Origin of the sequence: Mycolicibacterium hippocampi, assembly GCF_010723735.1 — a bacterium.
In the GTDB taxonomy this organism is placed as follows: Bacteria; Actinomycetota; Actinomycetes; order Mycobacteriales; family Mycobacteriaceae; genus Mycobacterium; species Mycobacterium hippocampi.
The window spans coordinates 2,893,671-2,920,072 of record NZ_BLLB01000002.1; the positions used below are offsets into that span (position 1 = coordinate 2,893,671).

25 protein-coding genes are annotated in these 26,402 nt (G+C 68.7%); 20 read left to right on the forward strand and 5 right to left on the reverse strand.

Annotated features, from left to right (window positions below):
- Positions 1-2: 2 nt before the first annotated feature.
- Positions 3-389, reverse strand: coding sequence for a PaaI family thioesterase (locus G6N53_RS15010; protein ID WP_163889595.1), 387 nt, complete (start codon positions 387-389; stop codon positions 3-5).
- Between the two features lie 62 nt (positions 390-451).
- On the opposite strand from G6N53_RS15010, the gene map reads away from it, so the two are divergent.
- From map to G6N53_RS15025, 3 genes are all read left to right on the forward strand, one after another.
- The gene (map, locus tag G6N53_RS15015) at positions 452-1,309 is read left to right on the forward strand and encodes a type I methionyl aminopeptidase (protein WP_163889597.1); all 858 of its coding nucleotides are present in this window, start codon (positions 452-454) and stop codon (positions 1,307-1,309) included.
- Positions 1,310-1,336: 27 nt separating this feature from the next.
- Positions 1,337-2,008, forward strand: coding sequence for a hypothetical protein (locus G6N53_RS15020; protein WP_163889599.1), 672 nt, complete (start codon positions 1,337-1,339; stop codon positions 2,006-2,008).
- 61 nt (positions 2,009-2,069) lie between these two features.
- The gene (locus G6N53_RS15025; protein ID WP_163889601.1) at positions 2,070-2,633 is read left to right on the forward strand and encodes an alpha/beta fold hydrolase; all 564 of its coding nucleotides are present in this window, start codon (positions 2,070-2,072) and stop codon (positions 2,631-2,633) included.
- Between the two features lies 1 nt (position 2,634).
- On the opposite strand, the gene ngg is transcribed toward G6N53_RS15025, so the two are convergent.
- Both ngg and G6N53_RS15035 read right to left on the reverse strand, forming a co-directional pair.
- On the reverse strand, positions 2,635-4,434 hold the full coding sequence (gene ngg, locus G6N53_RS15030) for an N-acetylglutaminylglutamine synthetase (RefSeq protein ID WP_163889603.1): 1,800 nt from the start codon (positions 4,432-4,434) through the stop codon (positions 2,635-2,637).
- Entirely contained in the window at positions 4,431-6,236 is a 1,806-nt protein-coding gene (locus tag G6N53_RS15035; RefSeq protein ID WP_163889605.1) for an N-acetylglutaminylglutamine amidotransferase, read from the reverse strand. The genes ngg and G6N53_RS15035 overlap by 4 nt, the downstream gene beginning before the upstream one ends.
- Before the next feature lie 356 nt (positions 6,237-6,592).
- On the opposite strand from G6N53_RS15035, the gene G6N53_RS15040 reads away from it, so the two are divergent.
- The 10 genes from G6N53_RS15040 to G6N53_RS15085 all read left to right on the forward strand — a co-directional run bounded on the left by G6N53_RS15040 (position 6,593) and on the right by G6N53_RS15085 (position 14,730).
- Positions 6,593-7,972 (forward strand): glutamine synthetase family protein, encoded by a 1,380-nt coding sequence (locus tag G6N53_RS15040; protein WP_163889607.1) that lies wholly within the window; start codon positions 6,593-6,595, stop codon positions 7,970-7,972.
- The gene (locus G6N53_RS15045; protein ID WP_205390383.1) at positions 7,953-8,741 is read left to right on the forward strand and encodes a gamma-glutamyl-gamma-aminobutyrate hydrolase family protein; all 789 of its coding nucleotides are present in this window, start codon (positions 7,953-7,955) and stop codon (positions 8,739-8,741) included. The genes G6N53_RS15040 and G6N53_RS15045 overlap by 20 nt, the downstream gene beginning before the upstream one ends.
- On the forward strand, positions 8,738-10,114 hold the full coding sequence (locus G6N53_RS15050; protein ID WP_163889610.1) for an aldehyde dehydrogenase family protein: 1,377 nt from the start codon (positions 8,738-8,740) through the stop codon (positions 10,112-10,114). The genes G6N53_RS15045 and G6N53_RS15050 overlap by 4 nt, the downstream gene beginning before the upstream one ends.
- Positions 10,111-10,887 carry a 3-oxoacyl-ACP reductase gene (locus G6N53_RS15055; RefSeq protein ID WP_205390559.1) on the forward strand — a complete coding sequence of 259 codons (777 nt, stop codon included), beginning with the start codon at positions 10,111-10,113 and terminating at the stop codon, positions 10,885-10,887. Before G6N53_RS15050 ends, G6N53_RS15055 begins: the two co-directional genes overlap by 4 nt.
- A 14-nt stretch (positions 10,888-10,901) precedes the next feature.
- Positions 10,902-11,651, forward strand: a complete 750-nt coding sequence (locus G6N53_RS15060; protein WP_163889614.1) for a FadR/GntR family transcriptional regulator — start codon at positions 10,902-10,904, stop codon at positions 11,649-11,651.
- 45 nt (positions 11,652-11,696) lie between these two features.
- Complete coding sequence (locus tag G6N53_RS15065; protein WP_163889616.1) at positions 11,697-12,077, forward strand: ArsR/SmtB family transcription factor; 381 nt, start codon at positions 11,697-11,699, stop codon at positions 12,075-12,077.
- A 94-nt stretch (positions 12,078-12,171) separates the two neighbouring features.
- The gene (locus G6N53_RS15070) at positions 12,172-12,852 is read left to right on the forward strand and encodes an energy-coupling factor ABC transporter permease (protein WP_163895912.1); all 681 of its coding nucleotides are present in this window, start codon (positions 12,172-12,174) and stop codon (positions 12,850-12,852) included.
- Positions 12,849-13,220, forward strand: a complete 372-nt coding sequence (locus G6N53_RS15075) for a PDGLE domain-containing protein (RefSeq protein WP_163889618.1) — start codon at positions 12,849-12,851, stop codon at positions 13,218-13,220. Before G6N53_RS15070 ends, G6N53_RS15075 begins: the two co-directional genes overlap by 4 nt.
- A gap of 2 nt (positions 13,221-13,222) precedes the next feature.
- Positions 13,223-13,996, forward strand: a complete 774-nt coding sequence (cbiQ, locus tag G6N53_RS15080) for a cobalt ECF transporter T component CbiQ (protein WP_163889620.1) — start codon at positions 13,223-13,225, stop codon at positions 13,994-13,996.
- On the forward strand, positions 13,993-14,730 hold the full coding sequence (locus tag G6N53_RS15085; protein WP_163895914.1) for an energy-coupling factor ABC transporter ATP-binding protein: 738 nt from the start codon (positions 13,993-13,995) through the stop codon (positions 14,728-14,730). The genes cbiQ and G6N53_RS15085 overlap by 4 nt, the downstream gene beginning before the upstream one ends.
- An 80-nt stretch (positions 14,731-14,810) precedes the next feature.
- On the opposite strand, the gene mtr is transcribed toward G6N53_RS15085, so the two are convergent.
- Both mtr and G6N53_RS15095 read right to left on the reverse strand, forming a co-directional pair.
- Positions 14,811-16,223 (reverse strand): mycothione reductase, encoded by a 1,413-nt coding sequence (gene mtr / locus G6N53_RS15090; RefSeq protein ID WP_163889622.1) that lies wholly within the window; start codon positions 16,221-16,223, stop codon positions 14,811-14,813.
- 5 nt (positions 16,224-16,228) lie between these two features.
- Positions 16,229-17,248, reverse strand: coding sequence for an alpha/beta hydrolase (locus G6N53_RS15095; RefSeq protein WP_163889624.1), 1,020 nt, complete (start codon positions 17,246-17,248; stop codon positions 16,229-16,231).
- Positions 17,249-17,389: 141 nt separating this feature from the next.
- Between G6N53_RS15095 and mqo the strand changes: the two genes are divergently transcribed.
- From mqo to G6N53_RS15130, 7 genes are read left to right on the forward strand one after another with little or no spacing between them, the layout of a single operon-like run.
- Positions 17,390-18,946, forward strand: coding sequence for a malate dehydrogenase (quinone) (mqo, locus tag G6N53_RS15100; RefSeq protein WP_163889626.1), 1,557 nt, complete (start codon positions 17,390-17,392; stop codon positions 18,944-18,946).
- Positions 18,947-18,959: 13 nt separating this feature from the next.
- Positions 18,960-19,406: a GNAT family N-acetyltransferase gene (locus G6N53_RS15105; RefSeq protein WP_163889628.1), complete on the forward strand. Its 447-nt coding sequence runs from the start codon at positions 18,960-18,962 to the stop codon at positions 19,404-19,406.
- Positions 19,403-21,433, forward strand: a complete 2,031-nt coding sequence (locus G6N53_RS15110; RefSeq protein WP_163889631.1) for a VWA domain-containing protein — start codon at positions 19,403-19,405, stop codon at positions 21,431-21,433. The genes G6N53_RS15105 and G6N53_RS15110 overlap by 4 nt, the downstream gene beginning before the upstream one ends.
- A 21-nt stretch (positions 21,434-21,454) precedes the next feature.
- On the forward strand, positions 21,455-22,069 hold the full coding sequence (gene cobO / locus G6N53_RS15115) for a cob(I)yrinic acid a,c-diamide adenosyltransferase (RefSeq protein ID WP_163889633.1): 615 nt from the start codon (positions 21,455-21,457) through the stop codon (positions 22,067-22,069).
- 7 nt (positions 22,070-22,076) lie between these two features.
- Positions 22,077-23,453 carry a cobyrinic acid a,c-diamide synthase CobB gene (locus tag G6N53_RS15120; RefSeq protein ID WP_163895916.1) on the forward strand — a complete coding sequence of 459 codons (1,377 nt, stop codon included), beginning with the start codon at positions 22,077-22,079 and terminating at the stop codon, positions 23,451-23,453.
- Positions 23,447-24,706 carry a uroporphyrinogen-III C-methyltransferase gene (gene cobA, locus G6N53_RS15125; RefSeq protein WP_371870827.1) on the forward strand — a complete coding sequence of 420 codons (1,260 nt, stop codon included), beginning with the start codon at positions 23,447-23,449 and terminating at the stop codon, positions 24,704-24,706. The genes G6N53_RS15120 and cobA overlap by 7 nt, the downstream gene beginning before the upstream one ends.
- Positions 24,707-24,739: 33 nt before the next feature.
- Positions 24,740-26,359, forward strand: a complete 1,620-nt coding sequence (locus G6N53_RS15130) for an MFS transporter (RefSeq protein ID WP_163889635.1) — start codon at positions 24,740-24,742, stop codon at positions 26,357-26,359.
- Positions 26,360-26,402 lie beyond the last annotated feature (43 nt).

A 26,402-nucleotide genomic window follows, 5' to 3' on the forward strand; every position in this document is an offset into this window, starting at 1 on the left:
ACCTAGCGCGGGTCCAGGACCGCGAAACTCAGCGTCGCGCGCGCCGCGAGCCGGTCACGCGCCGCGTCGGTGACGTCCACCGCGATGACCGACAGGCGGCGCCCGGCGCGCACCACGGTGGCCTCCGCCCGGGCCGGGCCCTCCAGGATCGGCGCCAGGAAGTGCACGGTCATGTCCGCGGTCGTGACATCCTGCCCCGGTCCGACGTGTCGATCTGCGAGCCGGCCTGCGGCGATGTCGATCAGGGTGGCGACGAGGCCACCCTGCAGTGCGCCACGTCTGTTCACCAGGTCGGGGCGGTTGTCCAATTCGATGACCAGCCGCTCGTCGGACTCTTCCACATCACGGAAGTCCAGCCTGCTGAACAAGTGACCCGGGGTGACCTGCATGCCACGAACGCTAGCACCATTCTCCGAGAACGAGAGTCCCATTCTCCCGATAGTCTGGCCACATGCCAGTACGGACCGCCCTTCGCCCCGGCGTGGTGTCACCGACGCTGCCGGTGCCCAAGTCGATCGCCCGTCCCGAGTACGTGGGGCGGCCGACGGTGCGTGAGGGCACCGAACCATGGGTGCAGACACCAGAGGTCATCGCGAAGATGCGGGTTGCCGGACAGATCGCCGCGGGGGCACTCGCCGAAGCCGGCAAAGCCGTCGCCCCCGGGGTCACGACAGACCAACTGGACCGCATCGCCCACGACTACATGGTCGACCACGGCGCCTACCCGTCGACGCTGGGCTACAAGGGCTACCCGAAGTCGTGCTGCACGTCGCTCAACGAGGTGATCTGCCACGGAATCCCCGACTCGACGGTGGTGGAGGACGGCGACATCGTCAACATCGACGTCACCGCCTACATCGACGGAGTGCACGGTGACACCAACGCGACGTTCCTGGCCGGTGACGTCTCCGAGGAGCACCGCCTGCTCGTCGAACGCACCCACGAGGCGACCATGCGCGCCATCAAGGCCGTCAAACCTGGGCGGGCGCTCTCGGTCGTCGGCCGCGTCATCGAGGCTTACGCAAATCGGTTCGGCTACAACGTGGTTCGTGATTTCACCGGGCACGGCATCGGCACCACCTTCCACAACGGTCTGGTGGTGCTGCATTACGACCAACCCGCCGTCGAGACGGTGCTCGAACCGGGCATGACGTTCACGATCGAGCCGATGATCAACCTCGGCAGCCTGGACTACGAGATCTGGGACGACGACTGGACCGTGGTCACCAAGGACGGGAAGTGGACGGCCCAGTTCGAACACACCCTGGTGGTCACCGACGCCGGAGCGGAAATCCTCACCCAGCTGTGAGGCCCGGTACCTGAGTAGCCTGGTGGCATGACCGGGCACCGGGTGGCGAGGGCTGCCGTGGCGACCCTGGCCGCCGCCGTGCTCGCCGGGTGTGCGCAGGCGGTCACCGGCACCGCGGTCTGGCCGGGCGCCAGGCTCGAGCGCGCGGTGCTCACCGAGGCCGACTTCCCTGCCGGTGTGCGTTACCAGCGCATTGTCAAAGACCGCGGAGAAGAAGACGGCGCGGGCGCGCCACCGCCGATGCTCTCGTCGCCCCAGGGTTGCACCGACGGGCTGACCCGGGACATCGCCGCGACGGCTGAGCGCGGGGCAGGCAGCGCAGCGGAGTACGTGGTGGCCTACGACGGTGCGCGGGTGGTCATGACCGTGTTGACGTGGTCGCTGAACCTCGAGCAGTTGGCCGCCACAGCCGAGCGGTGCGCACAGTACGACACGTTCTTCGAGCCGTCCGATCCCGGTATCCCGGTGACCACAACCAAGCTGCAGACCCCACGGCCGGATGCGCTGGTCTACCAACAGACGATGAAGCTGGGCGGCGTCGAGAGCAGCGTGTACTTCTCGTTCGAGAACGTGGGGACGATGGCAGTGTTCGGCCTCGCTCTGCCCACGCCGGACCCCAGCATCGCCGTCAAAGGCGCGCTGCCGCAGACATTTCTGGAAATCGCCGACCAACAGGCCGAACGCGCTCAGGCGGCTTGACCGCTGGACCAGAGCATGAAAAGCCGCCCGCGGACTTCGCTGCTGCCTGTAGTTTTACGCAATGCCTTCTCCAATGATCACCGTCGACGGGTTCGGGGTGCCCGTCGAGGTCGCCGGCCCGGAGAAGGGGTCTGTCGTGGTGGTGCTCGGCGCGGCCCATCAAGCCCCCGCCGCCTACGAGCCCGTCTGCCAGCGTCTGCACACCGCGTCACTGAAGACCGTCGTCATCGGTCCCGACCCCAGACTCACCGCCAAATCCGTGATCGGCGTCCTCGATGCCCTCGACGTCTCGTGGGCGCTGTTGGTCGGTGACCGGCTCGGTGGGGAACTGGCGTGGGAGCTGGCGGCGACCCGACTCGACCGGTTCACCGGGTTGGTGGTGATCGACCGCGGCCATCCGCGGGTGGCCGATCTCGCCGGGGTGGTCCGCGACGAGCGCTGCCCACCTGTCGAGCTGAACACCACCGCGCTGGTGAGCACCCCGGCGGCGCGTGCGGTCGCCAAGGCCACCCAGCGCTTCGTCTACGGCGACTACCGGGTCGTCGATCTGCTCGGCCGACGTAATGCGGCCGACTCCACCGCACAACTGGCCGCCGAGATCGTGATGCGCACCAGCACCTGGTGACCTACGGCGAATCGGACTTCGTGCGATCGACCTCTTCAGGGGTCCAGTTCTGGGGTATTCCCGGCTGTCCGGGGAACAGGAAGTCCACAAAAGCCTTCGCGGTGGGTTGCGGTTCGTGGTTGGCCAGCCCGGGCCGCTCGTTGGCCTCGATGAACGCGTACTCCGGCCGGGTGACGTCAGGGACGAGCAGGTCGATGCCGGTGACCGGGACGCCGATCGCGTCGGCGGCGGCGACGGCCACCGACCGGAGTTCCGGGTGCACGGTCGCGGTGACGTCGTGGATCGTTCCGCCCTGGTGCAGGTTCGCGGTCCGGCGGACCCGCAGCCGGGTGCCTTCCGGAAGCACGTCGTCGAACGACCAGCCCGCCTCCTTGACCGTCGTCTCGGTCACCGCGTCCATCGGGATCCGCGATTCCCCGCCGGTGGCGGCCGCCCGTCGGCGACTCTGCGCCTCGATCAGCTCCTTGACGGTGTGGCGGCCGGTCCCGGTCACCTCCGCGGGCCGGCGCAGCGCGGCGGCGACCACCTTGCCGTCGATCACCACCAGCCGTAGATCGTCGCCCTCGGCGCGTTGTTCGATGAGCACCTCGGGATGCTGCTCGCGCGCCCGGGCCAGCGCCGCGTCCAGCTCCTCGGGGCCGTCCACCCCGACGGTGATGCCCTTTCCCTGTTCGCCGCGGGTCGGCTTGACGACGACGTCCCCGACCTCGGCCAGGAACTCGTGGTCGGCTTCGTCGAAGGTGGCCAGCCGGCCTCTCGGCACGATGATGCCGGCGTCGGAGACGATGCGGCGGGTCAGCCGCTTGTCGTCACAACGGCTCATCGCCACTGCAGAGGTGTACTCCGACAAGGATTCCCGGGTGACGACGCTGCGCCCGCCGTGCGACAGCCGCATCTCACCGGCCTCGGCGTCGAGCACCTCCACCCAGATTCCGCGGCGGATGGCCTCGTCGGCGATGATCCGCGCGTACGGGTTCAGGTCGTCGACGGTCTCCGGCGGATGGGTGAACAGTGGTTCGTTGATGGCATTTTTGCGCTTGACCGCCATCACCGGCACCCGGGCGAAACCCAGCTTTTCGTACAGCGCGATCGCGGCGGTGTTGTCGTGTGCCACCGAGAGGTCCATGTAGGCGCGGCCCCGGTCGCGGTACAGGGCGGCGAGGCTGCGGGTCAATGCGGCCCCCACACCGGGAACCGTGGCGGCCGGGTCGACCGCCAGCGTCCACAGGCTCGATCCGTTCTCGGGATCGGAGAACAGCGCGGCGTGATCGACGCCGGTCACCGTGCCCAGGACGGCGCCGTCGTCATCACGCACGGCGACCAGGTAGTCGATGGAATCCTGGTGACAGTGGTTGTCCCAGATGACGTCGTTGGGGGCGGGCACCATCCCGCAGCGGACGTAGACCCGGTTCATCTCGTCGGCGTCGACGCGGCTCTCGAGCGTGCGGACACTGAAGCCGCGCAGCGTCGGCGCGGTCTCCTCGCTCTCGGCGAACCGCAACCGGTAGGTGTGACTGGGATCGATGAACAGTTCGGCCGGCGCCTTGGACACCAGGACGTGGGGTTCACGCGCGTAGATGCAGATGTCGCGGCGGCCGTGGCCCTCCTGGCGCAGCACCTCGGCGAGCATTTCCTGGTCGGCGAAGGTCTGCCCGAAAATGAGTCGGCCCCAACCGAGTTCGAGTACGACGTCGTCAGCCATCGCGTCCACCATGTGTGGCGGGGACGCGTCGTGGAGGGCGAGGGTGATCCCCTCGGGGTGACCCTCGTCGGGATCGAGGCGAGGATCGGTGTCGGTCATGCGGCAGGCCCGTTGATGCCGTGCCGTTGCAGCCACAGCTCCAGCAGTGCGATCTGCCACAGCTCGTTGCCGCGCAGCGGGGTGAGCTTGCCGTTGGGGTCGGCCAGCAACCGCTCCACGGACTCCGGGCGGAACAGTCCACGCTCCTTGGCGGCGGGCGCGTAGAGCGCATCGCGGACCAGGTCGAGATAGGGCCCCTCGAGATGGGTGAGTGCGGGCACCGGGAAGTAGCCTTTGGGCCGGTCGATGACGTCGGCCGGAATCACCTGGCGGGCAGCCTGCTTGAGCACGCCCTTACCTTCGTGCGCCGTCTTGAGGTGCGGCGGGCAGGTGGCGGCCAGCTCGACGAGTTCGTGGTCGAGGAACGGCACCCGGCCCTCCAGTCCCCACGCCATCGTCATGTTGTCGACGCGCTTGACCGGGTCGTCGACCAGCATCACGGTGGTGTCCAGCCTCAGCGCCCGGTCGACGCCGGACTGCGCTCCGGCGCGGGCGAAGTGCTCGGTGACGAAACGCTCGCTGGGATCGTCCGCGGTGGCGACGCCGGGAGACACCAGCGACGCGTACCCGGTCTGGTCGCGGTCGAAGAACGCGGCCCGGTAGCTGGCCACCGACCCTTGCACCGAGGCCGCCTCCGGCGCTCCCATCGGCGGATACCAGTGGTAGCCGGCGAACACCTCGTCGGCGCCCTGCCCCGACTGCACCACCTTGACGTGCTTCGACACTTCCTGGCTGAGCAGGTAGAACGCCACGCAGTCGTGGCTGACCATCGGCTCGCTCATCGCGGCGATCGCGCCGTCGAGCGCGGGCAGCATGCGATCGGTGCCGATGCGGATCTGGTGGTGGTCGGTGGCGAACCTGTCGGCGATGATGTCGGAGTAGTGGAACTCGTCGCCTTTGACCCCGCCCACCGACTCGAAGCCGATCGAGAAAGTCTTGAGGCCCTGCTGCCCGGCTTCGGCGAGCAGCCCGACGATGAGGCTGGAGTCGACACCGCCCGACAGGAGACAGCCCACCGGCACGTCGGCGACCAGGCGGCGTTTGACGGCGAGCCGCAGCGACTCCAGAACCGCGTCCTCCCAGTCCTGTTCGGACCAGCCGGAGCGTTCCTCGGCGCGGCTGAAGTCCGGCTCCCAGTAGGTGGTGGTGGTGCGCGTGCCGTCCGGCTCGATCGCCACCAGCGAGGCCGGCGGCACCTTGCTGATACCGCGCAGGATGGTGCGGGGCGGCGGCACCACCGAGTGGAACGTCAGGTAGTGGTGCAGCGCCACCTGGTCGATGCGGGTGTCGATACCGCCGCCGGCCAGCAACGCGGGCAGTGACGACGCGAACCGGATCCGGTGGGAGTCCTCGGTGATGTAGAGCGGCTTGATGCCGAGACGGTCGCGGCCCAGCAGCACCCGCCCGCTGTCACGCTCGACGATGGCGAAGGCGAACATCCCCTTGAGATGGTCGACGAACCGGTCCCCCCAGTGGTGGTAACCCTTGAGCAGGACCTCGGTGTCGCTGTGGGAGAAGAAGCGGTAACCGTGGCCGTGGAGTTCGTCGCGCAATTCTTCGTAGTTGTAGATGCAGCCGTTCCAGGCGACCGACAGCCCGAGTTCGGAGTCGACCATCGGCTGCGCGCCCGCCTCGGAGAGATCGATGATCTTCAGGCGTCGGTGCCCGAGTGCGACCCTGCCCTGCGACCACACCCCTGCGGCGTCCGGCCCGCGGGGCACCATGCAGGCGGCCATCGCCGCGACAGCGCTGATATCTGGGGTTCTTCCGTCGAGGCGTACCTCGCCGGTGGCTCCACACACCTGTTCGACCCTACTCCAGTGTCGGCGGTTCCTCGATCTGACTTCGCGGCCACGCTACAGGCCCCGGAGCGCAGGTCTGATACCCGGACATCCCCTGTTGAAACCCCGCGAATCGGTGACCCCGGCTGAGAGGCGCGGCGCACCCGGGGTGGGTCCGACGGCAGCGACGGCGCGCACCATCGGCAATAATCGGTGTCCTATTGGTCTGGCGTCCTACCTTTGAACGTGGCATTTTGGGGGAACCGTGGGGGAACGGCCGCAGCCGACACCCGCGCCAATGGTCGGGTGACCGTCGGGTTCGGCACGAAGAGAGCGGGAGTACTGATGAGCGTTCGGGCGAAGAGGCGGCAGCACTGATGGGCGGCGCACCGGGGATGCTGTCGAAGGCAGACCTCGAACGCAGGGTCGCGGACGGGGAGATCGACACGGTGATCGTCGCGTTCTGCGACATGCAGGGCCGACTCACGGGCAAGCGGATCTCGTCGCGACTGTTCGTCGAGGAGGTCGCCGAGCACGGCGCCGAGTGCTGCAACTACCTGCTGGCCGTCGATGTCGACATGAACACCGTCGACGGGTATGCGATCTCCAGTTGGGAAACGGGCTACGGCGACATGGTGATGACGCCGGACTTCAGCACGCTGCGGCTGCTGCCGTGGCTGCCGGGGACGGCGTTGGTGATGGCGGATCTGTCGTGGACCGACGGCAGACCGGTCACGCAGGCGCCGCGCACCATCCTGCAGCGTCAACTCGACCGCCTCGCCGAACGCGGCATGGGTGCGATCGCGGCCACCGAGCTCGAGTTCATGGTGTTCGACACGCCCTACCGCGAGGCCTTCAAGACCGACTACGCCGGGCTGGTGCCGGCCACCGACTACAACATCGACTACGCCATGCTGGCGTCGACCCGGATGGAGCCGCTGCTGCGCGACATCCGTCTCGGGATGGAGGGCGCCGGGCTCTACTGCGAGGGGGTCAAGGGGGAGTGCAACCTCGGGCAGCAGGAGATCGGATTCCGCTACGACGAGGCGCTGGTGGTCTGCGACAACCACACCATCTACAAGAACGGCGCCAAGGAGATCGCCGACCAGCATGGCAAGAGCTTGACGTTCATGGCGAAATACGATGAGCGCGAGGGCAACAGCTGCCACATCCACATTTCCTTCCGCGGCATCGAGGACGGTGTCGCCAGCGTCCCGGTGTTCTCCGATCCCGACGACGAGCTCGGCATGTCCAAGATGTTCCGCAGCTTCGTCGCCGGCCAGCTGGCCACGCTGCGGGAGATGACGCTGTTCTACGCGCCGAACATCAACTCCTACAAGCGGTATGTCGACGGCAGCTTCGCGCCGACCGCGGTCGCCTGGGGAATCGACAACCGCACCTGTGCATTGCGGGTGGTCGGCCACGGCCAGGGCATGCGGATGGAATGTCGGGCCCCGGGCGGTGACGTCAACCAGTACCTGGCTGTCGCGGCGCTGATCGCCGGCGGACTTCACGGCATCGACCAGGAGCTCGAACTGCCGGATGCGGTGCAAGGCAACGCCTACACCAGTGGCGCCGAGCGGCTTCCGACGACGATGACCGAAGCGGTGGAGCTGCTGGACAATTCGCGGATCGCGCGGGATGCGTTCGGTGACGACGTCGTCGACCACTACCTCAACTACGCCCGCGTGGAGCTCAAGGCGTTCAACGCCGCGGTGACGGATTGGGAGAGGGTGCGTGGCTTCGAACGGCTTTGACGTCGGCACCGATCGGCCGGTCATCGGGCTGACCACGTATCTGCAGCCCGCCCAGACCGGAGTATGGGACGTGCGTGCCAGTTTCCTGCCGGCCATCTACTTCGAGGGGGTCGGGTTGGCCGGCGGCATCTCGGTGCTGCTGCCGCCGCAGCCGGTGGACGCGGGTATCGCCGAGCGCGTGCTCGACGGTATCGACGGCCTGATCGTCACCGGCGGGCGCGACGTCGACCCGGCGGCCTACGGCAGCCCCCGGCATCCCGCCACCGACGAGCCCGTCGCCGACAGCCGCACCCGGGACGCCTTCGAGTTCGCCCTGGTCGAGGGGGCGCTGCGCCGGGGTCTGCCGGTTCTCGGCATCTGCCGGGGAGCACAGGTGCTCAACGTCGCGCTCGGCGGCACGTTGCACCAGCACCTGCCCGACGTGCTGGGACACGCCCACCACCAGCAGGGCAACGCGGTGTTCAGCACCTCGACGATCGTGACGGTGCCCGGGACGCGGGTCGCCTCGCTCGTCGGAGACAGCACCGACGCCCAGTGCTACCACCACCAGTCCATCGACAGGATCGGTGACGGCCTGATCGTCAGCGCCTCCGACGCCGACGGCGTGATCGAAGCCGTCGAGGTCGACCCGCGGCGGTACCCGCACAGCTGGGCGGTGGCGGTGCAGTGGCATCCCGAGGAGCGCCTCGATGACCTTCGGCTGTTCGCGGGGCTGGTGGCCGCCGCGACGTCCTACGCAACCCACAAGATCCGGAAAGTGAGCCTATGACCGCCAGCGATGTGATCAACCCCGCGACCGAGGAGGTGCTGCGCACCGTCGAGCAGACCGACGAGTCCGGGGTCGATGACGCGGTGGCCCGAGCCGTCGCCGCCCAGCGGGACTGGGCGGGGCGGGCCCCCGCCGACCGCGCCGCGGCCCTGCGGGCGTTCGCGGCCGTGGTGGACGCGCACGTCGAGGAACTGGCCGCTCTCGAGGTCGCCAACTCCGGGCACCCGATCGGTAACGCACGGTGGGAGGCCGGGCACGTCCGCGATGTCCTGCAGTACTACTCCGCGACGCCGGAGCGGCTGTCCGGCAAGCAGATCCCCGTTGCGGGTGGACTCAACGTCACGTTCAACGAGCCTCTGGGGGTTGTCGGGGTGATCACCCCGTGGAACTTCCCGATGACGATTGCGTCATGGGGGTTCGCCCCGGCGCTGGCAGCCGGCAACGCCGTGCTGGTCAAACCCGCGGAGTGGACCCCGCTGACGACGATCCGGCTCGGCGAACTGGCCCTCGACGCCGGGTTGCCCCCCGGTCTGTTCCAGGTGCTGCCCGGCAAGGGATCGGTGGTCGGGGAGCGCTTCGTCAGCCACCCCGATGTCCGCAAGATCGTGTTCACCGGATCGACCGAGGTCGGTACCCGGGTGATGGCAGGTGCCGCCGCACAGGTCAAACGGGTCACCCTGGAGTTGGGCGGCAAGAGCGCCAACATCGTCTTCGACGACTGTGATCTGGAGCAGGCCGCGGCCACCGCACCCTACGGGGTCTTCGACAACGCCGGCCAGGATTGTTGTGCCCGCAGTCGGATCCTGGTGCAGCGCAACGTGTACGACCGATTCATGGAGTTGCTGGAGCCCGCGGTCAAGGGTGTCGTGGTGGGTGATCCACGTGAGGGTGGCACCGAGATGGGTCCGCTGGTGTCCGAGGCGCACCGGAACTCGGTGGCGGGGTTCGTCGGCGAGGACGCGCCCATCGTGTTCCAGGGTTCCGCACCGACAGGTCCGGGATTCTGGTTCCCGCCGACGGTGCTGACACCGCCGCGCAACGACCGCACCGTCACCGAGGAGATCTTCGGTCCGGTGGTCACGGTGTTGCCGTTCGACGACGAAGCCGATGCCATCGCACTGGCCAACGACACCGTCTACGGACTGTCGGGGTCGATCTGGACCGACAACCTGTCGCGGGCTTTGCGGGTGTCGCGCGCCGTCGAGGCCGGCAATCTCTCAGTCAACTCGCACTCGTCGGTGCGGTACAACACGCCGTTCGGCGGCTTCAAGCAGTCCGGGCTGGGCCGTGAGCTCGGTCCTGACGCGCCGCTGTCGTTCACCGAGACCAAGAATGTGTTCATTTCGGTCCAAGCCGACGAGGAAGGTGCCTGATGGATCTGACCGAGCGACTGAAGGACAAGGTCGCCGTGATCACGGGCGGCGCCAGCGGCATCGGTCTGGCGACTGCGAAGCGGATGCAGTCCGAAGGCGCGATCGTTGTGATCGGGGACGTCGACCCGGCCACCGGCCAGAGCGTCGCGAACGACCTCAACGTGACCTTTGTGCAGGTCGATGTCTCGGACCAGGTCGCGGTCGACCACCTGTTCGACACCGCGGTCCAGGTCCACGGTGGCGTCGACATCGCGTTCAACAACGCGGGCATCAGTCCGCCGGAGGACGACCTGATCGAGAACACCAGCGTCGACGCGTGGGACCGGGTGCAGGACATCAACCTGAAGTCGGTGTTCTTCTGCTGCAAGGCCGCACTGCGGCATATGGTCCCGCAGCAGAAGGGGGCGATCGTCAACACCGCGTCGTTCGTCGCCGTGATGGGCTCGGCGACGTCCCAGATCTCCTACACCGCGTCCAAGGGCGGGGTCCTGGCGATGTCGCGGGAACTCGGTGTGCAGTACGCGCGTCAGGGGATCCGCGTCAACGCGCTGTGCCCCGGACCGGTGAACACGCCGCTACTCAAAGAACTGTTCGCCAAGGATCCCGAACGCGCCGCCCGCAGGTTGGTGCACGTGCCGGTGGGCCGGTTCGCCGAACCCGAGGAACTCGCCGCCGCGGTGGCCTTCCTCGCCAGCGACGATGCGTCGTTCATCACCGGGTCGTCGTTCCTCGTCGACGGCGGCATCAGCTCGGCCTACGTCACGCCGTTGTAGGGCGGCGTTCACCGATGTCGGCAGCACCGGACGCGAGCGACAGAGCTGGATCCCCCGAGGGAGCTGATGCCAGTGACGCGTTGCTGCGCCCGGTGCGGCCGCTCAACGCGTTCGAGGACACCGTCGAGAGGTTGCTGCAGACGATCCGGCTGGGGGTGCTGCACCCGGGTGAATCGCTGCCGCCGGAACGGGAGCTGGCCGCCCGGCTCGGTGTCAGCCGCGACACCGTCCGCGAGGCGATCAAGTCGCTGGCCGACGCCGGGTACCTGGTGTCCCGCCGTGGGCGTTACGGCGGGACCTTCCTGGCCGACGCGCTGCCGGCGCCCAGCGCCGAGGAGGTCCGGTTCACCCGCGCCGACATCGATGACGCGCTGAAACTGCGGGAGGTGCTCGAGGTGGGCGCCGCGCGGTTGGCGGCGGGCCGGACGCTGACCGCCACCGAGCGGGAGGCGCTGTGGAACCGGCTTTCCGATGTCCGCGGGTCCGAGCCCGAGGCGTACCGGCGGCTGGACTCCCGGCTGCACCTGGCGATAGCCGAGGCGGCCGGAGTGCCGTCCCTGATGCCGCTGGTCGCCCAGAACCGGATGCGGCTCAACGAACTGCTCGACCGGATCCCGCTGCTGGCACGCAATATCGAACACTCCGACGAACAGCACGAGGCGATCGTGATGGCGATCCTGGCCGGTGATGCCGAGAGCGCGGCGCAGACGATGACCGCGCACGTCTGGGCCTCGGCGGCGCTGCTGCACGGCTTCCTCGACTGAATGCCGCTGCGCGAGGGTGCGCGTCTGCACCTCGACACGCCGTGAATGCCGGCATTCTCCGCACGCTCGCCGAGGACTACATTTGGCGGTGTGGAGGATCCGTCGGTGATCGAGCTGGCGTCGTCGGCACTGTCCGACGTCGACACGGCCGGCTGGGCCCAACGTTTCGACCTGCTGTCCGACCCGCATCGCCTGGAGATCCTGCTGAGCCTGCACCGGGCGCCGGGAATCTGCGTCAGCGATCTCGCGGCTGCGCTGGGGCGTTCGGAGAACGCGGTGTCGCAGGCGCTGCGAGTGCTGCGCACGCAGGGCTGGGTGGCGAGCACCCGCAGCGGCCGCTCGGTCAGCTACCGGTTGGCCGACGACATCGTCCACGATCTGCTGCACTGGATCGGCGCCAGGCATGCCGGTCACGGTCACCGCTGACCGTTCGGGCAGGGTGAAAGCTGTTCATCTGCTCAGCTAGACAGGTGATCAGATGGCGGAATAGGCTCGTCGGGTGATCGTCCACCACCACGCCATGCACATGAGCGACGGCATCGTCGACGCCCCGACGTCGGTGGCGTTCGGCGCGATCGCGGTGATCACGCTGGCGATCTGCGTCTGGAAGGCGCGCACCGAACTCGACGAGCGCACCGTGCCGCTGGCCGGTCTGGTGGCGGCCTTCATCTTCGCCGTCCAGATGGTCAACTTCCCGATCCTGCCCGGCGTCAGCGGCCACCTGCTCGGTGGCGCGCTGGCGGCCATCCTCGTCGGGCCCTATACCGGTGCGCTGTGCATCGCGATCGTGTTGGTGGTGCAGTCCCTGCTGTTCGCCGACGGTGGCGTCACCGCTCTGGGGATGAACATCGTGAACATGGCGGTCATCGGGGTGGCGGCCGGGTACGGCCTGGCGGTGGCGCTGTACGCAGTGGTGCGCCGCCGGTCCGCCGAACCGTCGGTGCGCACCATCGGGGTCGTCGCGTTCGTCGCCGCACTCGTCGGAACCGTCTGCGCAGCAATGGGATTCGTCCTCGAATACTCGATCGGTGGAGCCGCCCCGGCGTCCATGGGCACCGTCACCGGCTACATGTTCCTCACTCACGTCCTGATCGGTCTCGGTGAAGGCGCCATCACCGCCGTCACCGTGATGGCGGTGGCGCGGGCGCGTCCCGACCTCGTCTACCTGATGCGGCGCCAGCGAGCGGAGGTTCCGGTATGACGCAACGCAGATGGTTCTGGGTGGCGTTCGCTGCGGCCACCCTGCTGATCGCCGGGGTGGTCTCCTACTTCGCGAGCTCGAGCCCCGACGGCCTGGACTCGACGACGTTGCGCGGCTGCGAGGTGGTCGAGACCAGTGTCGGCAAAGAGTTGACCGGGGACTGCATCGCCCGCCACGCCGGCGAGCACGACCTCGCCGACTCGCCCTTGGCTGATTACGCGCTCGGCGGTCGCGAGGGCACCGGCGGCGTCGCCGGTGTCATCGGCGTGCTCGTCACCGTGGGGATCGCCGGTGGCGGCTTCTGGCTGATCGCGCGCACCCGCCGCAGCACCAGCGAACCGGGCGTGTCCGAGCCGAGCAGGCGATAGGCGTGGGCGCCGGAGCCCACCCGCTGTACCGGCACGGCACCTCGGCGGTGCACCGGGCGCCGGCCGAGGTCAAGATCGTCTGCCTGCTGGTTTTCGTGCTGGCGGTTGTCGCGACTCCTCGGGAGATGTTCTGGCCGTACGCGGTGTTTGCGCTGATCGTGGTCGCCGTGTGGCAGCTGGCCCGGATCCCACTGCGTTGGATCCTGCCCCGGATGCTGATCGAGGCGCCGTTTCTGGTGCTGGCGCTGCTGCTGCCGTTCGCCGAGGGCGGCGAGCGGGTCGAGGTGGCGGGAATGCAACTGTCGGTGACCGGGCTGTACGCGGCATGGGGCATCGTCGTCAAGGGCACCCTGGGTGTGGCTGCTGCGCTGACGCTGGCCGCCACCACGGCCGCGGCCGAGTTGCCCGCAGCGCTTAGCCGACTCGGCGTGCCCGCGATGGTCACCTCGGTGCTGGTGCTGATGATCCGCTACATCGACCTGCTCGCCGCCGAGGCGAGCCGGATGCGGATGGCCCGGATCTCGCGGGGAGACTCACCGCGTGCCCTGCACCAGGCGCGTGCCATCGCCACCGGTATCGGCGCGCTGTTCCTGCGATCCTACGAGCGGGGAGAACGGGTGTATCACTCGATGCTGTCGCGAGGCTTCGACGGTGGAGTTCCGGACCTCGCGGTGATCGGTGCGCCGCCCCGGGCGGTACCGGGCCAGTGGGTGTCCACGATGATCCCGGCCGCCGCCGCGGTGACGGTGTCGGTGGCGGCATGGGTGCTCCGATGACGCCGGCCGCGGTACAGGTCGATGCCCTGCGCCACGTCTACCCGGACGGTCATGTGGCCCTCGACGGTGTCGACCTCACCGTGGCGGCGGGTGAACGCGTCGCGGTGCTCGGGCCCAACGGTGCAGGTAAGACCACGCTGATGCTTCACCTCAACGGGGTGCTCACCGCCTCCTCGGGGTCGGTGCGCATCGGCGGAACCCCGGTGAACCGCAAGAACCTGCACGACATCCGCCAGCGCGTCGGCCTGGTGTTCCAGGACCCCGACGATCAGCTGTTCATGCCGACCGTCGCCCAGGACGTCGCGTTCGGCCCTGCCAACTTCGGTCTGCGGGGCCGGCAACTCGCCGACCGCGTGGCACGGGCACTGGCCACCGTGTCCCTGACCGAGGAGGCCGATCGCAACCCCACCCACCTGTCGGCGGGACAGCGCCGCCGTGCCGCACTGGCGACGGTGCTGGCGTGCGATCCGCAGATCCTGGTCCTCGACGAACCGTCGGCCAACCTCGATCCGGTGGCCAGACGTGAACTGGCCGAGACTCTTTCGGCGCTGGAGTCCACGATGCTGATCGTCACCCACGACCTGCCCTACGCGGCTCAGCTGTGCAACCGTGCGGTCGTGGTGGACCACGGGGTGGTGGTCGCCGACGGCGCCATCAACGAGATCCTGGCCGACGAGACGTTGCTGGCCGCACACCGTCTCGAGCTGCCGTGGGGCTTCACGGTCCGTCACTGAATTGCTTTCCGCCGGAACTGTATTCCAGGCGGGAAATCGCGAGAAGGGCCCTGCTGGAATACCGTTCCGGCGACGGGCAGTCAGTGACGCCGTGGTGGGGGCCAGGGAGGCTCCCCACACAGCGCCAGCAGGGCGTTCTCGACCACTTCGGGCAGCGCAGGATGAATCCAGTACTGGCCGCGCGCCATGTCCTGCGCCGGCAGGTCGAAAGCCATCGCCTGGATGATCGGCTGGATGATCGACGACGCCTGGTGCCCCATGATGTGCGCGCCGAGCAGCAGTCCGGAGTCGTCGTCGACGATCAGCTTGGCGAACCCGGTGGCGTCCTCCATCGCCCAGCCGTAGCCGACGTCGCTGTAGTCCTGCACCTTGGACAGGATGCGGTAGCCCGCCGCGCGTGCCTCGTTCTCGGTCAGCCCGACGCAGGCGATCTGTGGCTCGGTGAACACCGCCGAGGGGACGTTCTGGTGTGTGGCCCGCATCAGATTGTCGGTGTCGTCCCAGTCCTGCAGCAAGTTCTGCTTGACCACCCGAGCTTCGTGATTGGCGACGTGCTTGAGCTGATAGGGCGAGCTGACATCACCGAGAGCGAAGACGTTTCGCGCGGTGGTGCGCTGGAATTCGTCGACCACGACCAGCCCGTCCTCCACTTTGACACCGGCGTGGTGCGCTTCGAGTTGATCACCGTTGGGGACCCGGCCGGTGGCCACCAGCAGCGTGTCAGCGTGCAGCGTCGAACCGTCATCGAGGGTCAGGGTGACCCCGGTGTCGTCAGAAGTGCCGTGCACGATGTTGCGGCGACTGCGGATCTCCCACTTTCTGCTCGCGATGTCGGTGAACCGCTCGCACACGGTGTCGTCGCAGTGGCTCAGCATCGTGGTACCGCGCAGCACGATCGTCACCTTGGTCCCCAGCGACGAGAAGATGTGGGCGAACTCGGCGGCCACAAAACCACCGCCCACGATGACGAGGTGCTCGGGCAGGTCCGAGATCCGCATGATGGTGTCGCTGGTGTGATATTCGACGCCGCAGTCGGCGATGGCCGGCGGCACCGTCGCCCGCGCGCCCGCGGCGATCACCACCTGATCCGCGCTGAACTCGTCGCCGTCGTCGGTGCGCAACCGATAACCGCCCCCGGGGGTCGGCGCGGCGAAGCGGGTGTGGCTGGCGAACACCTCCACGTTCGGTGAGGAGCGCCGGTACTGTTCACCCCCGCTGGCCAGGGGGTCGATGCGGCCGAACACCCTCGAGACGATGTCTGGCCAGCGGACGCTGTCCACATGTGCGTCGACACCGAAACGGCTCGATTCACGCGCTTGGTGCGCCACGCCCGCGGTGTAGACGAACATCTTGGTCGGCAGGCACCCGACGTTGAGGCAGGTGCCGCCGAAGACGCCCTTCTCGCAGATGGCCACCCGCTTGTCGAGGTAGCGCTCGTCGAGGATCGAGTTACCCGAACCGGTGCCGATGATTGCGATATCGAAGTCAGCCATGCCCGTCAGGTCTCCTCGAATGGTGTTGGTGGCGCCGGATTCTCGGCGCGGTGGTCGGTCAGGTACCAGTGCAGCCAGCGGTCCAGCTCGGCGTAGGCCAGGTGCCTGGACTCGGGCACCGACAGGAATACGTCGTGCTTGGCGTCGACGATCGGCACGATCGAGGTGCGGTGGCCGATGCAGCCCGCCCACCGGGCGATCTGCGCGACATCGAGAACAGCGTCACCACGCTGGATCGCGGCCGGGTCGCTGACTTCCCGCACACTGCGATCCGAACGCAGGATCAGGTTCGGCACGCCGACGTCCAGACCGCGGTGCAGCCTGGCCTGCCCGCGTCTGATCGCGTGGATCCAGCCCACGGTGACCGGAAAACCACCAACCGGTTTCCAGCTCAGGTTGTAGTCGAAGTCACCGTCGTAGTCGCGGTGCAGCGTGGTGCCGTAGCCACCCTCGGTGGGCCGACGGACCACTGCCCGCTTGCGCAGTCGCCCCAGGGCCAGCAGCGCCGCCGAGGTGGGCGCTGTCCGAAGGACCGGGTGCCCCTGCAGATCCAGCCAGGGGCTGTTGAGGATCAGCCCCGACACGCCTTTTGCCGGTGCCGCGGCCGCACGGCGACGATCCAGCCACAGCGACACCACCAGACCGCCCGCCGAGTGTCCGTAGACCAGCACCGGAGCGTCAGACTCCGCAGCGATGGTGTCCAGCGCCTGCTCCAGTTCGGCGTCATAGCGGGCCAGGTTCGTGGTGAAGTGCGGAGTCTGGCCCTCCCGGTGGGATCGCCCGCATTTGTGCAGGTCGAGCGCATAGGACGCAAAGCCGTGGGACGCGAAATGATCGGCCAGCTCGGTGTTGAAGAAGTAGTCGGTGAACCCGTGCACCATCAGCACCGCCCGCGCCGCCGAGGGATTCGGCTCCCCACGCCGCACCAGCGTCGCTTCCAGTTCGCCTTCCCCGTCCGGATCGGGGCCGAGGGCGAAAGTCCGCTGCCAGTATCCGGCCAGCACGTCGGGCTCCCATCCAGACACGACAGCCACCTTATGTCGAAACCGACCGCCCGAGAGCAGTGCGGGCAGTGGTCGCCCCGCTGGCGGCATCCGTGTCGGGATAACCTGAACCCTGGTAAGCCGTGAGGGGACGGGCCACGACCACGAAGGACCGACAAGACAGTGTCTGAACCACAGAAGACCGACGTCCTGCTGGTAGGAGCGGGCATCATGAGCGCCACGCTCAGCGCGCTGCTGCGTTTGGTGGAGCCGAACTGGTCGATGACGTTGGTGGAACGCCTCGACGGCGCGGCCGCAGAGAGCAGCGATCCGTGGAACAACGCCGGCACGGGCCACTCGGCCTTGTGTGAGTTGAACTACACCCCGGCCCGGCCCGACGGGTCGATCGACATCACCAAGGCCGTCCACGTCAACGAGCAGTTCCAGGTGTCCCGGCAGTTCTGGTCCTACGCCGTCGAGAACGGCGTGCTGCCGGACGTACGCAGCTTCCTCAACCCGATTCCGCACGTCAGCTTCGTCTCGGGCGAGGACAACGTCGATTACCTCAGGCGGCGCTACGAGGCGCTCGTCGGCAACCCGCTGTTCGCCTCGATGGAGTTCATCAACGACCGCGACGAGTTCACCCGGCGGCTGCCGTTGATGGCCGAGAAGCGCGACTTCTCCGAGCCTGTCGCGCTGAACTGGACGCAGGACGGTACCGATGTGGACTTCGGTTCGCTGTCGCGACAGCTGATCGGCTTCGGCGCCCAGCAGGGGATGGACACGCTGTTCGGCCACGAGGTCCGCAACCTGAGCCAGAACTCCGATGGTTCGTGGACGGCCAAGGTGGTCAACCGGCGCACCGGTGCGACACGGCAGTTCAACGCCAAGTTCGTCTTCGTCGGCGCGGGCGGCAACGCGCTGCCGCTGCTGCAGAAGGCCGGCATCAAGGAGGCCAAGGGCTTCGGCGGCTTCCCGGTCGGTGGGCAGTGGCTTCGTACCGGCAATCCTGAGCTGACGGCCAAGCATCAGGCCAAGGTGTACGGTCTGCCCCCGCTGGGCGCCCCGCCGATGTCGGTCCCGCACCTCGACACCCGGGTGATCAGCGACAAATCCTGGCTGCTGTTCGGTCCGTTCGCCGGCTGGTCGCCGAAGTTCCTCAAGCAGGGCAAGGTCACCGACCTGCCGCTCTCGGTCAAGCCGGACAACCTGGTCTCGATGCTGGGTGTCGGGCTCACCGAGATGGGGCTGTTGAAGTACCTGATCGGCCAGCTGCTGCTCAGCGAATCGGCCCGGGTGGAGAATCTGCGTGACTTCGCGCCCAGCGCAAAGGATTCCGACTGGGAGCTCGACATCGCCGGACAGCGCGTCCAGGTGATCCGGAAAGCGAAGGGCAAGGGTGGTGTGCTCGAGTTCGGCACCACGGTGCTCACGGCCGCCGACGGCAGCATCGCCGGGTTGCTCGGCGCGTCGCCGGGCGCGTCGACCGCGGTGCCCGCGATGTTCGACGTGATGCAGCGTTGCTTCGGCGACCGCTACCAGAGCTGGCTGCCCAAGCTCAAGGAGATGGTCCCGTCGCTCGGTACCGAACTGTCCGGCGAGCCTGCGCTGTTCGAGGAGGTGTGGGCGCACGGCACCAAGGTGCTCAAGCTGGACAAGCCGGCCAGTGCCGTTCCGGCCGTCGCAGGCGACGGGGCCAGCGCGGGCACCGAGCATTCCCCGACCGCAGCGACCGCATGACGGTGACCGCCGAATGACGGTGGCGCTGCGGCGCAGCTGGGCCAAGGATCTGGATGCCGCAACGCTGTATGAATTGCTCAAGCTGCGCGTTGAAGTGTTCGTCGTCGAGCAGGCCACCCCGTACCCCGAGTTGGACGGCCGTGATCTGCTGGCCGAGACGCGGCATTTCTGGCTGGAAAGTCCTGAAGGAGTAGTGATCTCGACGTTGCGGCTGATGGAGGAGCATCCCGGCGGCCACAAGGCGTTCCGGATCGGGCGGGTCTGCACCAAACGCGCCGACCGCGGCCACGGCCACACCGCCCGGCTGTTGCAGGCCGCGCTGGCGGAGGTGGGTGACCACCCGTGTCACATCAACGCGCAAACCTACCTCGAGGAGATGTACGGCAGGCACGGGTTCGTGCGCGAGGGTGAGGAGTTCCTCGACGACGGGATCCCGCATGTGGCGATGGTGAAGCCATGACCAGTTCCCCACAGACAGAGGCGATCTACCCGTTCAGTGCGGTCGTGGGCCACGACCGTCTGCGGCTGGCGCTGGTGTTGTGCGCGGTGCGGCCCGACATCGGGGGAGTGCTGATCCGCGGCGAGAAGGGCACTGCGAAGTCGACCGCCGTGCGAGGTCTGGCGCAGGTGCTCACCGAGGCGTTCGAGGCGTCCGGCGATTTCGGCGGCCAACTCGTCGAGTTGCCGATCGGTGCCACCGAGGACCGTGTCGTGGGATCGCTGGACCTGCAGAAGGTGTTGAGGGACGGCGAACACGCGTTCTCGCCGGGCCTGCTGGCGCGCGCTCACGGCGGCGTGCTGTACGTCGACGAGGTCAACCTTTTGCACGACCATCTGGTCGACGTCCTGCTCGATGCCGCCGCGATGGGACGGGTGCACATCGAACGCGACGGCGTCTCGCACAGCCACGAGGCGCGCTTCGTGCTGATCGGCACGATGAACCCCGAGGAGGGGGAGTTGCGTCCGCAGCTCCTGGACCGGTTCGGGCTCACCGTGGACGTGGCGGCCTCGCGTGACGTGGACGTGCGGGCCGAGGTGATCCGAGCGCGGCTGGCCTATGAGGCCGACCCGTCGGGGTTCGCCGAACAGCACGCCGCAGCCGATACCGAGATTGCTGCGCGCATCGCAAAGGCCCGGGCACTGCTGCCCCATGTGGTGTTGCCTGACAACGAATTACGCCGGATCGCCGCGCTGTGTGCGGCCTTCGACGTCGACGGGATGCGTGCTGATCTGGTGGTGGCGCGCACGGCTGTGGCGCACGCCGCGTGGCGGGCCGCGGCGAGCGAAGCGCCGGGGGATGGCACGGCGGCGAGCGAAGCGACGGGGGAGATCACGGCGGCGAGCGAAGCGACGGGGGATGTCACCGTCGACGCGCAGGACATCCGGGTGGCCGCCGAACTCGCGCTGCCACACCGGCGTCGACGCGATCCGTTTGATGATCCGGGTCTGGATCCGGGCCGCTTGGACGACGCGATGGAACAGGCGGGCGAGTCCGCAGACGATGCGCCCGCGTCCGATCCTGATCCGGAGCCGGACCCGCCTGGCGGTGGGGAAGCGCTCCCCGACGGCGACGGGCAGTCCTCACCCCAGGGTCCGACGTCGTCGAACAGCTCGAACTCCAGTGCTCCGCCCTCGGTGCCTGATTCGAGTGCTCCGCCCTCGGTGCCCAATTCGAGTGCTCCGCCCTCGGAAGCCTTCCGGACCAAGGCCCTCGTCGTACCCGGCGTCGGCGAAGGCGCACCCGGACGGCGGTCCCGTGCCCGCAACCGCACCGGCACCGTGGTGTCGGCAGCGCACGACACCGACGCCGGGCACGGACTGCATGTGTTCGCCACGCTACTGGCGGCAGCGGGACGCCAGGCGGCGCCCGGGCGACTGCGCCCGGCGGCCGGGGACGTCCGGCGCGCGGTGCGGGAAGGACGCGAAGGCAACCTGGTGATCTTCGTCGTCGACGCGTCGGGTTCGATGGCCGCCCGAGATCGCATGTCGGCGGTCGGCGGAGCCACCCTGTCCCTGCTCCGGGACGCCTATCAGCGTAGGGACAAGGTGGCGGTGATCACCTTCCGGCAACAGGACGCCCAGGTGTTGCTACCGCCGACGTCGTCGGTGCACATCGCCAGCCGCAGATTGGCCAGGTTCGACACCGGGGGCCGGACCCCGCTGGCGCAGGGCCTGCTGGCGGCCCGCGACATGGTGGTGCGCGAGCGGGCCCGCGACCGTGCCCGCCGCAGCCTCGTGGTGGTCCTCACCGACGGCCGGGCAACGGGCGGACCGGACCCGGTCGGCCGGGCCCGGATCGCGGCGGCGCGACTGGTCGCCGAAGGTGCCGCTGCCGTCGTCGTCGACTGCGAGACGTCCTATATCCGACTGGATTTGGCCGTCGATCTGGCCCGGCACCTGAAGGCCCCGTCGGTGCGGCTCGATCAGCTGCGGGCCGACAACCTGACGGCGCTGGTGAAGGTGCAGGCCGACAGGGGCGCGGCATGAAGTATCAGAAGGGATGACGGGATGCCTCAGGGTCAGCCACTGACGGTGCCCCGCGACGGTCTGACCACCCGGGCGCGGCGCAACGCGCAACTGCTCGCCGTGCACACCGGTCCGGGGAAGGGCAAGTCCACCGCCGCGTTCGGCATGGCGCTGCGGGCCTGGAATCAGGGCTTCGACATCGCGGTATTCCAGTTCGTCAAGAGCGCGAAGTGGAAGGTCGGGGAGGAATCGGCGCTGCGCGAACTGGGCCGCGTCCACGACGAGCGCGGGGTCGGTGGTCCGGTCGAATGGCACAAGATGGGCGCCGGCTGGTCCTGGTCCCGCAAGACCGGCACCGAGGACGACCACGCCGCCGCAGCCGCCGACGGGTGGGCCGAGATCGCCCGCCGACTGGGCGAGCAGCGCCACGACTTCTATGTGCTCGACGAGTTCACCTATCCACTGAAGTGGGGGTGGGTCGACGTCGACGAGGTGGTCGAGGTGCTGCGGTCCCGTCAGGGAATCCAACACGTGGTGATCACCGGCCGCGACGCGCCCCCGGCCCTGCTCGACGCCGCGGACCTGGTCACCGAGATGACCAAGGTGAAGCACCCGATGGATGCCGGCCGCAAGGGTCAGAAGGGCATCGAGTGGTGAACGCGTGGTGAGCACGCCGGCGGTGGTGATCGCGGCGCCGGCATCGGGCAGCGGGAAGACGACCGTGGCCACCGGGCTGATGGGGGCGCTGCGCCAGGCGGGTCGCCGGGTCGCGCCGTTCAAGGTCGGCCCGGACTTCATCGACCCGGGGTACCACGCTCTGGCCGCCGGCCGGCCCGGACGCAACCTCGACCCGGTGCTCGTCGGTGACCCGCTCATCGGTCCGCTCTACCGGCACGGCAGCGACGACGCAGACATCGCCGTCGTCGAGGGCGTCATGGGCCTGTTCGACGGACGCATCAGTGACGCCGCCGACGCCGGCGGCGTCGCGCGAGGCTCCACCGCCCACGTCGCTTCGTTGCTCGGCGCACCGGTGGTGCTCGTCGTCGACGCCCGCGGCCAGAGCCACAGCGTGGCGGCGTTGTTGCACGGCTTTGCGACCTTCGATCACACCGTCCGCCTGGCCGGGGTGATCCTCAACCGCGTCGGGTCGGCGCGCCACGACCAGGTGCTGCGCCAGGCGTGTGCACAGGCCGGGGTGACGGTGCTGGGGTCGATCCCGCGCGCCGACGAGCTGGCCGTGCCGTCGCGCCACCTCGGTCTGGTCACCGCCGTCGAGCACGGCCGCCGCGCCGGCGACGCTGTCGATGCGATGACCTCGCTGGTCGCCCGCCACGTCGACCTGGACGCGGTGGCGGCCATCGCGGCCAGCAGGGTCACCGGCGAGCCGTGGACGCCGCCGCAGACCGAGCCGGAGAACGAACCGGTGATCGTCGCGCTGGCGGCGGGCAAGGCATTCACCTTCGGCTACACCGAACACGGTGAACTGCTGCGCGCGGCGGGGGCGCACGTCGTGGAGTTCGACCCGCTGCACGATCCCCTGCCCTCGGGCGCATCCGCGCTGGTGCTTCCCGGTGGATTCCCCGAGCAGTTCGGCACCGAGTTGTCGGCCAACGATCTGGTCCGCGGGCAGATCAACAGGCTCGCCGCCGCCGGCGCCCCGGTACACGCCGAATGCGCAGGGCTGACCTATCTCGTCGACGACCTCGACGGGCACCCGATGTGCGCAGTGCTGCCGGGCTCGGCGGTGTTCACCCAGACCCTGACACTCGGGTACCGCGACGCGGTCGCGGTCGCCGACTCCTCGCTGCACGCCGTCGGGGACCGGGTGGTGGGCCACGAATTCCACCGGACCACCGTGCGCTTCGCCGGCAACCCCGATCCGGCGTGGCGCTACCGGGGCCGGGCGGGCAAAGCAGTCGAGGACGGCGTGGTCCAGGGCGGAGTGCATGCCGGCTACCTGCACACCCATCCCGCCGCCCACCCGCAGGCGATCACCCGCTTCGTCGCCGCGGCCTCGACATCTAGGCTCGCCGGGTGGTGAGCACGCGTGGGCAACTCCCGGACGACGGCCAGGGGGAGAGCCAGGAGACTTCCCAGAACGCCTACCTGGTCGGTCTGCGGCTGACGGGCAAGAAGGTCGTCGTGGTGGGCGGGGGAACGGTGGCGCAGCGGCGCCTGCCCCTGTTGGTCTCCAGCGGCGCCGACGTGCACGTCATCACCATCGCCGCCACCCCGGCTGTCGAGGCTCTCGACGGGATCACGTTGACGATGCGGCCGTTTCGTGACGGCGACCTTGACGGCGCGTGGTACGCCATCGCGGCCACCGACGATCCGGTCGTCAACGCGGCGGTCGTCGCCGAAGCCGAGCGGCGGCACCTCTTCTGCGTGCGTGCGGACGTGGCGCGCGAGGGCACGGCGGTCACGCCCGCGTCCTTCGAGTACGAGGGGCTGGCGGTGGGCGTGCTGGCCGGCGGTGAGCACCGGCGCTCGGCGGCCATCCGCTCGGCGATCCACGAGGCGCTGCAGCAGGGACTGATCGCGGCGGACACCTCGGCGGCGCCCGGCGCCGTCCCCGGCAGCGTGGCGCTGGTGGGCGGCGGTCCGGGAGACGCGGAGCTGATCACCGTGCGGGGGCGGCGCCTGCTGGCGCACGCCGACGTCGTCGTCGCCGACCGTCTCGCGCCGCAGGAACTGCTGGCCGAGCTGGCGCCCGAGGTGGAGGTGATCGATGCCGCGAAGATCCCCTACGGCCGGGCGATGGCGCAGGACGCGATCAACGACGTGCTCATCGACCGGGCCAAGGCGGGTAAGTTCGTCGTCCGGCTCAAAGGCGGTGACCCGTTCGTGTTCGCCCGCGGATACGAAGAGGTCATCGCGTGCTCGGAGGCGGGCATCCCGGTCACCGTCGTTCCTGGTGTGACCAGTGCCATAGCGGTTCCCGCGCTCGCCGGCGTTCCCGTGACCCACCGGGGCATCACCCATGAGTTCGTGGTGGTCAGTGGGCATCTCGCGCCCGACCATCCCGAATCGTTAGTGAATTGGGATGCGCTGGCCGCGATGAGCGGCACGATTGTGCTGCTGATGGCCGTCGAGCGGATCGAACTGTTCGCCAGCGTGCTTCTTGCGGGCGGCCGACCAGCGCAGACGCCGGTGCTGGTGGTGCAGCACGGCACCACGTCGGCGCAACGAACGCTGCGCGCCACGCTCGCCGACGCGCCGGAGCGGATCCGGTCGGAAGGCATCCGGCCTCCCGCGATCATCGTGATCGGGTCCGTCGCGGGCTTCGCTGGCTAAAGGATTCTTAAGAGTACTGTAAGGTAACTCGTTATGACGGCTCTCAATGACGCAGAGCGTGCCGCCATGCGACGTGATGCCGAGGGGAAGGGGCGACGGGTTTCAAAACGCGCCCATAACCGAGCAGCGCCCGACGCGCTCCCAGGATCCGGCACCGGTGACGGCGCCCCGCCGCGGTACGGCAAGACCCCCGCCTGGCTCCCCTCGCGCCGGTTCTTCGCTGCGGTCATCGCCATCGGCGGTATGCAGCTGCTGGCCACGATGGACAGCACGATCGCGATCGTCGCGCTGCCGAAGATCCAGGACGAACTCAGCCTGTCCGACGCCGGCCGCAGCTGGGTCATCACCGCCTACGTGCTGACGTTCGGCGGCTTGATGCTGCTCGGTGGCCGCCTCGGTGACACCATCGGCCGCAAGCGCACCTTCATCGTCGGCGTCGCGCTGTTCACCATCGCCTCGATCCTGTGCGGCATCGCCTGGGACGAGGCCACCCTGGTGGTCGCCCGGCTGTTGCAGGGCGTCGGCGCCGCCATCGCCTCACCCACGGGTCTTGCGCTGATCGCGACGACGTTCCCGAAGGGGCCGGCGCGTAATGCCGCCACAGCGGTCTTCGCCGCGATGACGGGCGTGGGCTCGGTGATGGGTCTGGTGATCGGCGGGGCTTTGACCGAGGTGTCCTGGCGGCTGGCCTTCCTGGTCAACGTGCCCATCGGCCTGCTCGTGATCTACCTGGCCCGCAAGACGCTGCGGGAGACCAACAAGGAGCGGCTCAAGCTCGACGCCGCAGGCGCGCTGCTGGCCACCCTGGGCTGCACGGCCGCGGTGTTCGCCTTCTCGATGGGACCTGAACAGGGCTGGCTGTCGGCGGTGACGCTCGGCTCCGGCGCCGCGGCGCTGGCCTGTATGGCCGCATTCCTCTATGTCGAACGCACAGCGGAGAACCCGGTGGTGCCGTTCGAGTTGTTCCACGACCGCAACCGGGTGGCCACGTTCGCCGCGATCTTCCTCGCCGGCGGTGTGATGTTCACGTTGACCGTCCTGATCGGCCTGTACGTGCAGGACATCATGGGCTACAGCGCACTGCGGGCGGGCATCGGCTTCATCCCGTTCGTCATCGCGCTCGGCATCGGCTTGGGCCTGTCGTCTGCGCTGGTGTCGAAGTTCCCGCCGCGGCTGCTGGTGATCGCCGGCGGCGTGCTGGTGCTGGCCGCGATGCTGTATGGCTCCACGCTCGACGCGGGCATCCCGTACTTCCCGAACCTGGTGCTCCCGATCACGGTCGGCGGCTTCGGTATCGGCATGATCGTGGTGCCTCTGACCGTGTCGGCCATCGCCGGTGTCGGGTTCGACCAGATCGGGCCGGTGTCGGCGATCGCGCTGATGCTGCAGAGCCTCGGCGGGCCGGTCGTACTGGCGATCATCCAGGCCGTCATCACGTCGCGCACGCTGTATCTGGGCGGCACCAACGGCCCGGTGAAGGACATGACCGCCGCCCAGCTGCACGCGCTGGACCAGGGCTACTCCTACGGCTTGCTGTGGGTGGCTGCGGTGGCGGTGATCGTCGGCGGGGCCGCGCTGTTCATCGGGTACACCGCCGAACAGGTGGCACACGCGCAGGAAGTCAAGGACGCGATCGACGCCGGAGAGCTCTAGCTGCGGATTCGGCGCGCTGGGCGACCGTGACGGTGCGCCGGCG

Bases quoted from the DNA above. Each gene is read 5' to 3' on its own strand.
- G6N53_RS15010 (WP_163889595.1), bottom strand. From the start codon at position 389: ATGCAGGTCACCCCGGGTCACTTGTTCAGCAGGCTGGACTTCCGTGAT.
- map (WP_163889597.1), top strand. From the start codon at position 452: ATGCCAGTACGGACCGCCCTTCGCCCCGGCGTGGTGTCACCGACGCTG.
- G6N53_RS15020 (WP_163889599.1), top strand. From the start codon at position 1,337: ATGACCGGGCACCGGGTGGCGAGGGCTGCCGTGGCGACCCTGGCCGCC.
- G6N53_RS15025 (WP_163889601.1), top strand. From the start codon at position 2,070: ATGCCTTCTCCAATGATCACCGTCGACGGGTTCGGGGTGCCCGTCGAG.
- ngg (WP_163889603.1), bottom strand. From the start codon at position 4,434: ATGACCGACACCGATCCTCGCCTCGATCCCGACGAGGGTCACCCCGAG.
- G6N53_RS15040 (WP_163889607.1), top strand. From the start codon at position 6,593: ATGGGCGGCGCACCGGGGATGCTGTCGAAGGCAGACCTCGAACGCAGG.
- G6N53_RS15050 (WP_163889610.1), top strand. From the start codon at position 8,738: ATGACCGCCAGCGATGTGATCAACCCCGCGACCGAGGAGGTGCTGCGC.
- G6N53_RS15060 (WP_163889614.1), top strand. From the start codon at position 10,902: ATGTCGGCAGCACCGGACGCGAGCGACAGAGCTGGATCCCCCGAGGGA.
- G6N53_RS15065 (WP_163889616.1), top strand. From the start codon at position 11,697: ATGCCGGCATTCTCCGCACGCTCGCCGAGGACTACATTTGGCGGTGTG.
- G6N53_RS15070 (WP_163895912.1), top strand. From the start codon at position 12,172: ATGCACATGAGCGACGGCATCGTCGACGCCCCGACGTCGGTGGCGTTC.
- G6N53_RS15075 (WP_163889618.1), top strand. From the start codon at position 12,849: ATGACGCAACGCAGATGGTTCTGGGTGGCGTTCGCTGCGGCCACCCTG.
- G6N53_RS15085 (WP_163895914.1), top strand. From the start codon at position 13,993: ATGACGCCGGCCGCGGTACAGGTCGATGCCCTGCGCCACGTCTACCCG.
- mtr (WP_163889622.1), bottom strand. From the start codon at position 16,223: ATGGCTGACTTCGATATCGCAATCATCGGCACCGGTTCGGGTAACTCG.
- G6N53_RS15105 (WP_163889628.1), top strand. From the start codon at position 18,960: ATGACGGTGGCGCTGCGGCGCAGCTGGGCCAAGGATCTGGATGCCGCA.
- G6N53_RS15110 (WP_163889631.1), top strand. From the start codon at position 19,403: ATGACCAGTTCCCCACAGACAGAGGCGATCTACCCGTTCAGTGCGGTC.
- cobO (WP_163889633.1), top strand. From the start codon at position 21,455: ATGCCTCAGGGTCAGCCACTGACGGTGCCCCGCGACGGTCTGACCACC.
- G6N53_RS15130 (WP_163889635.1), top strand. From the start codon at position 24,740: ATGACGGCTCTCAATGACGCAGAGCGTGCCGCCATGCGACGTGATGCC.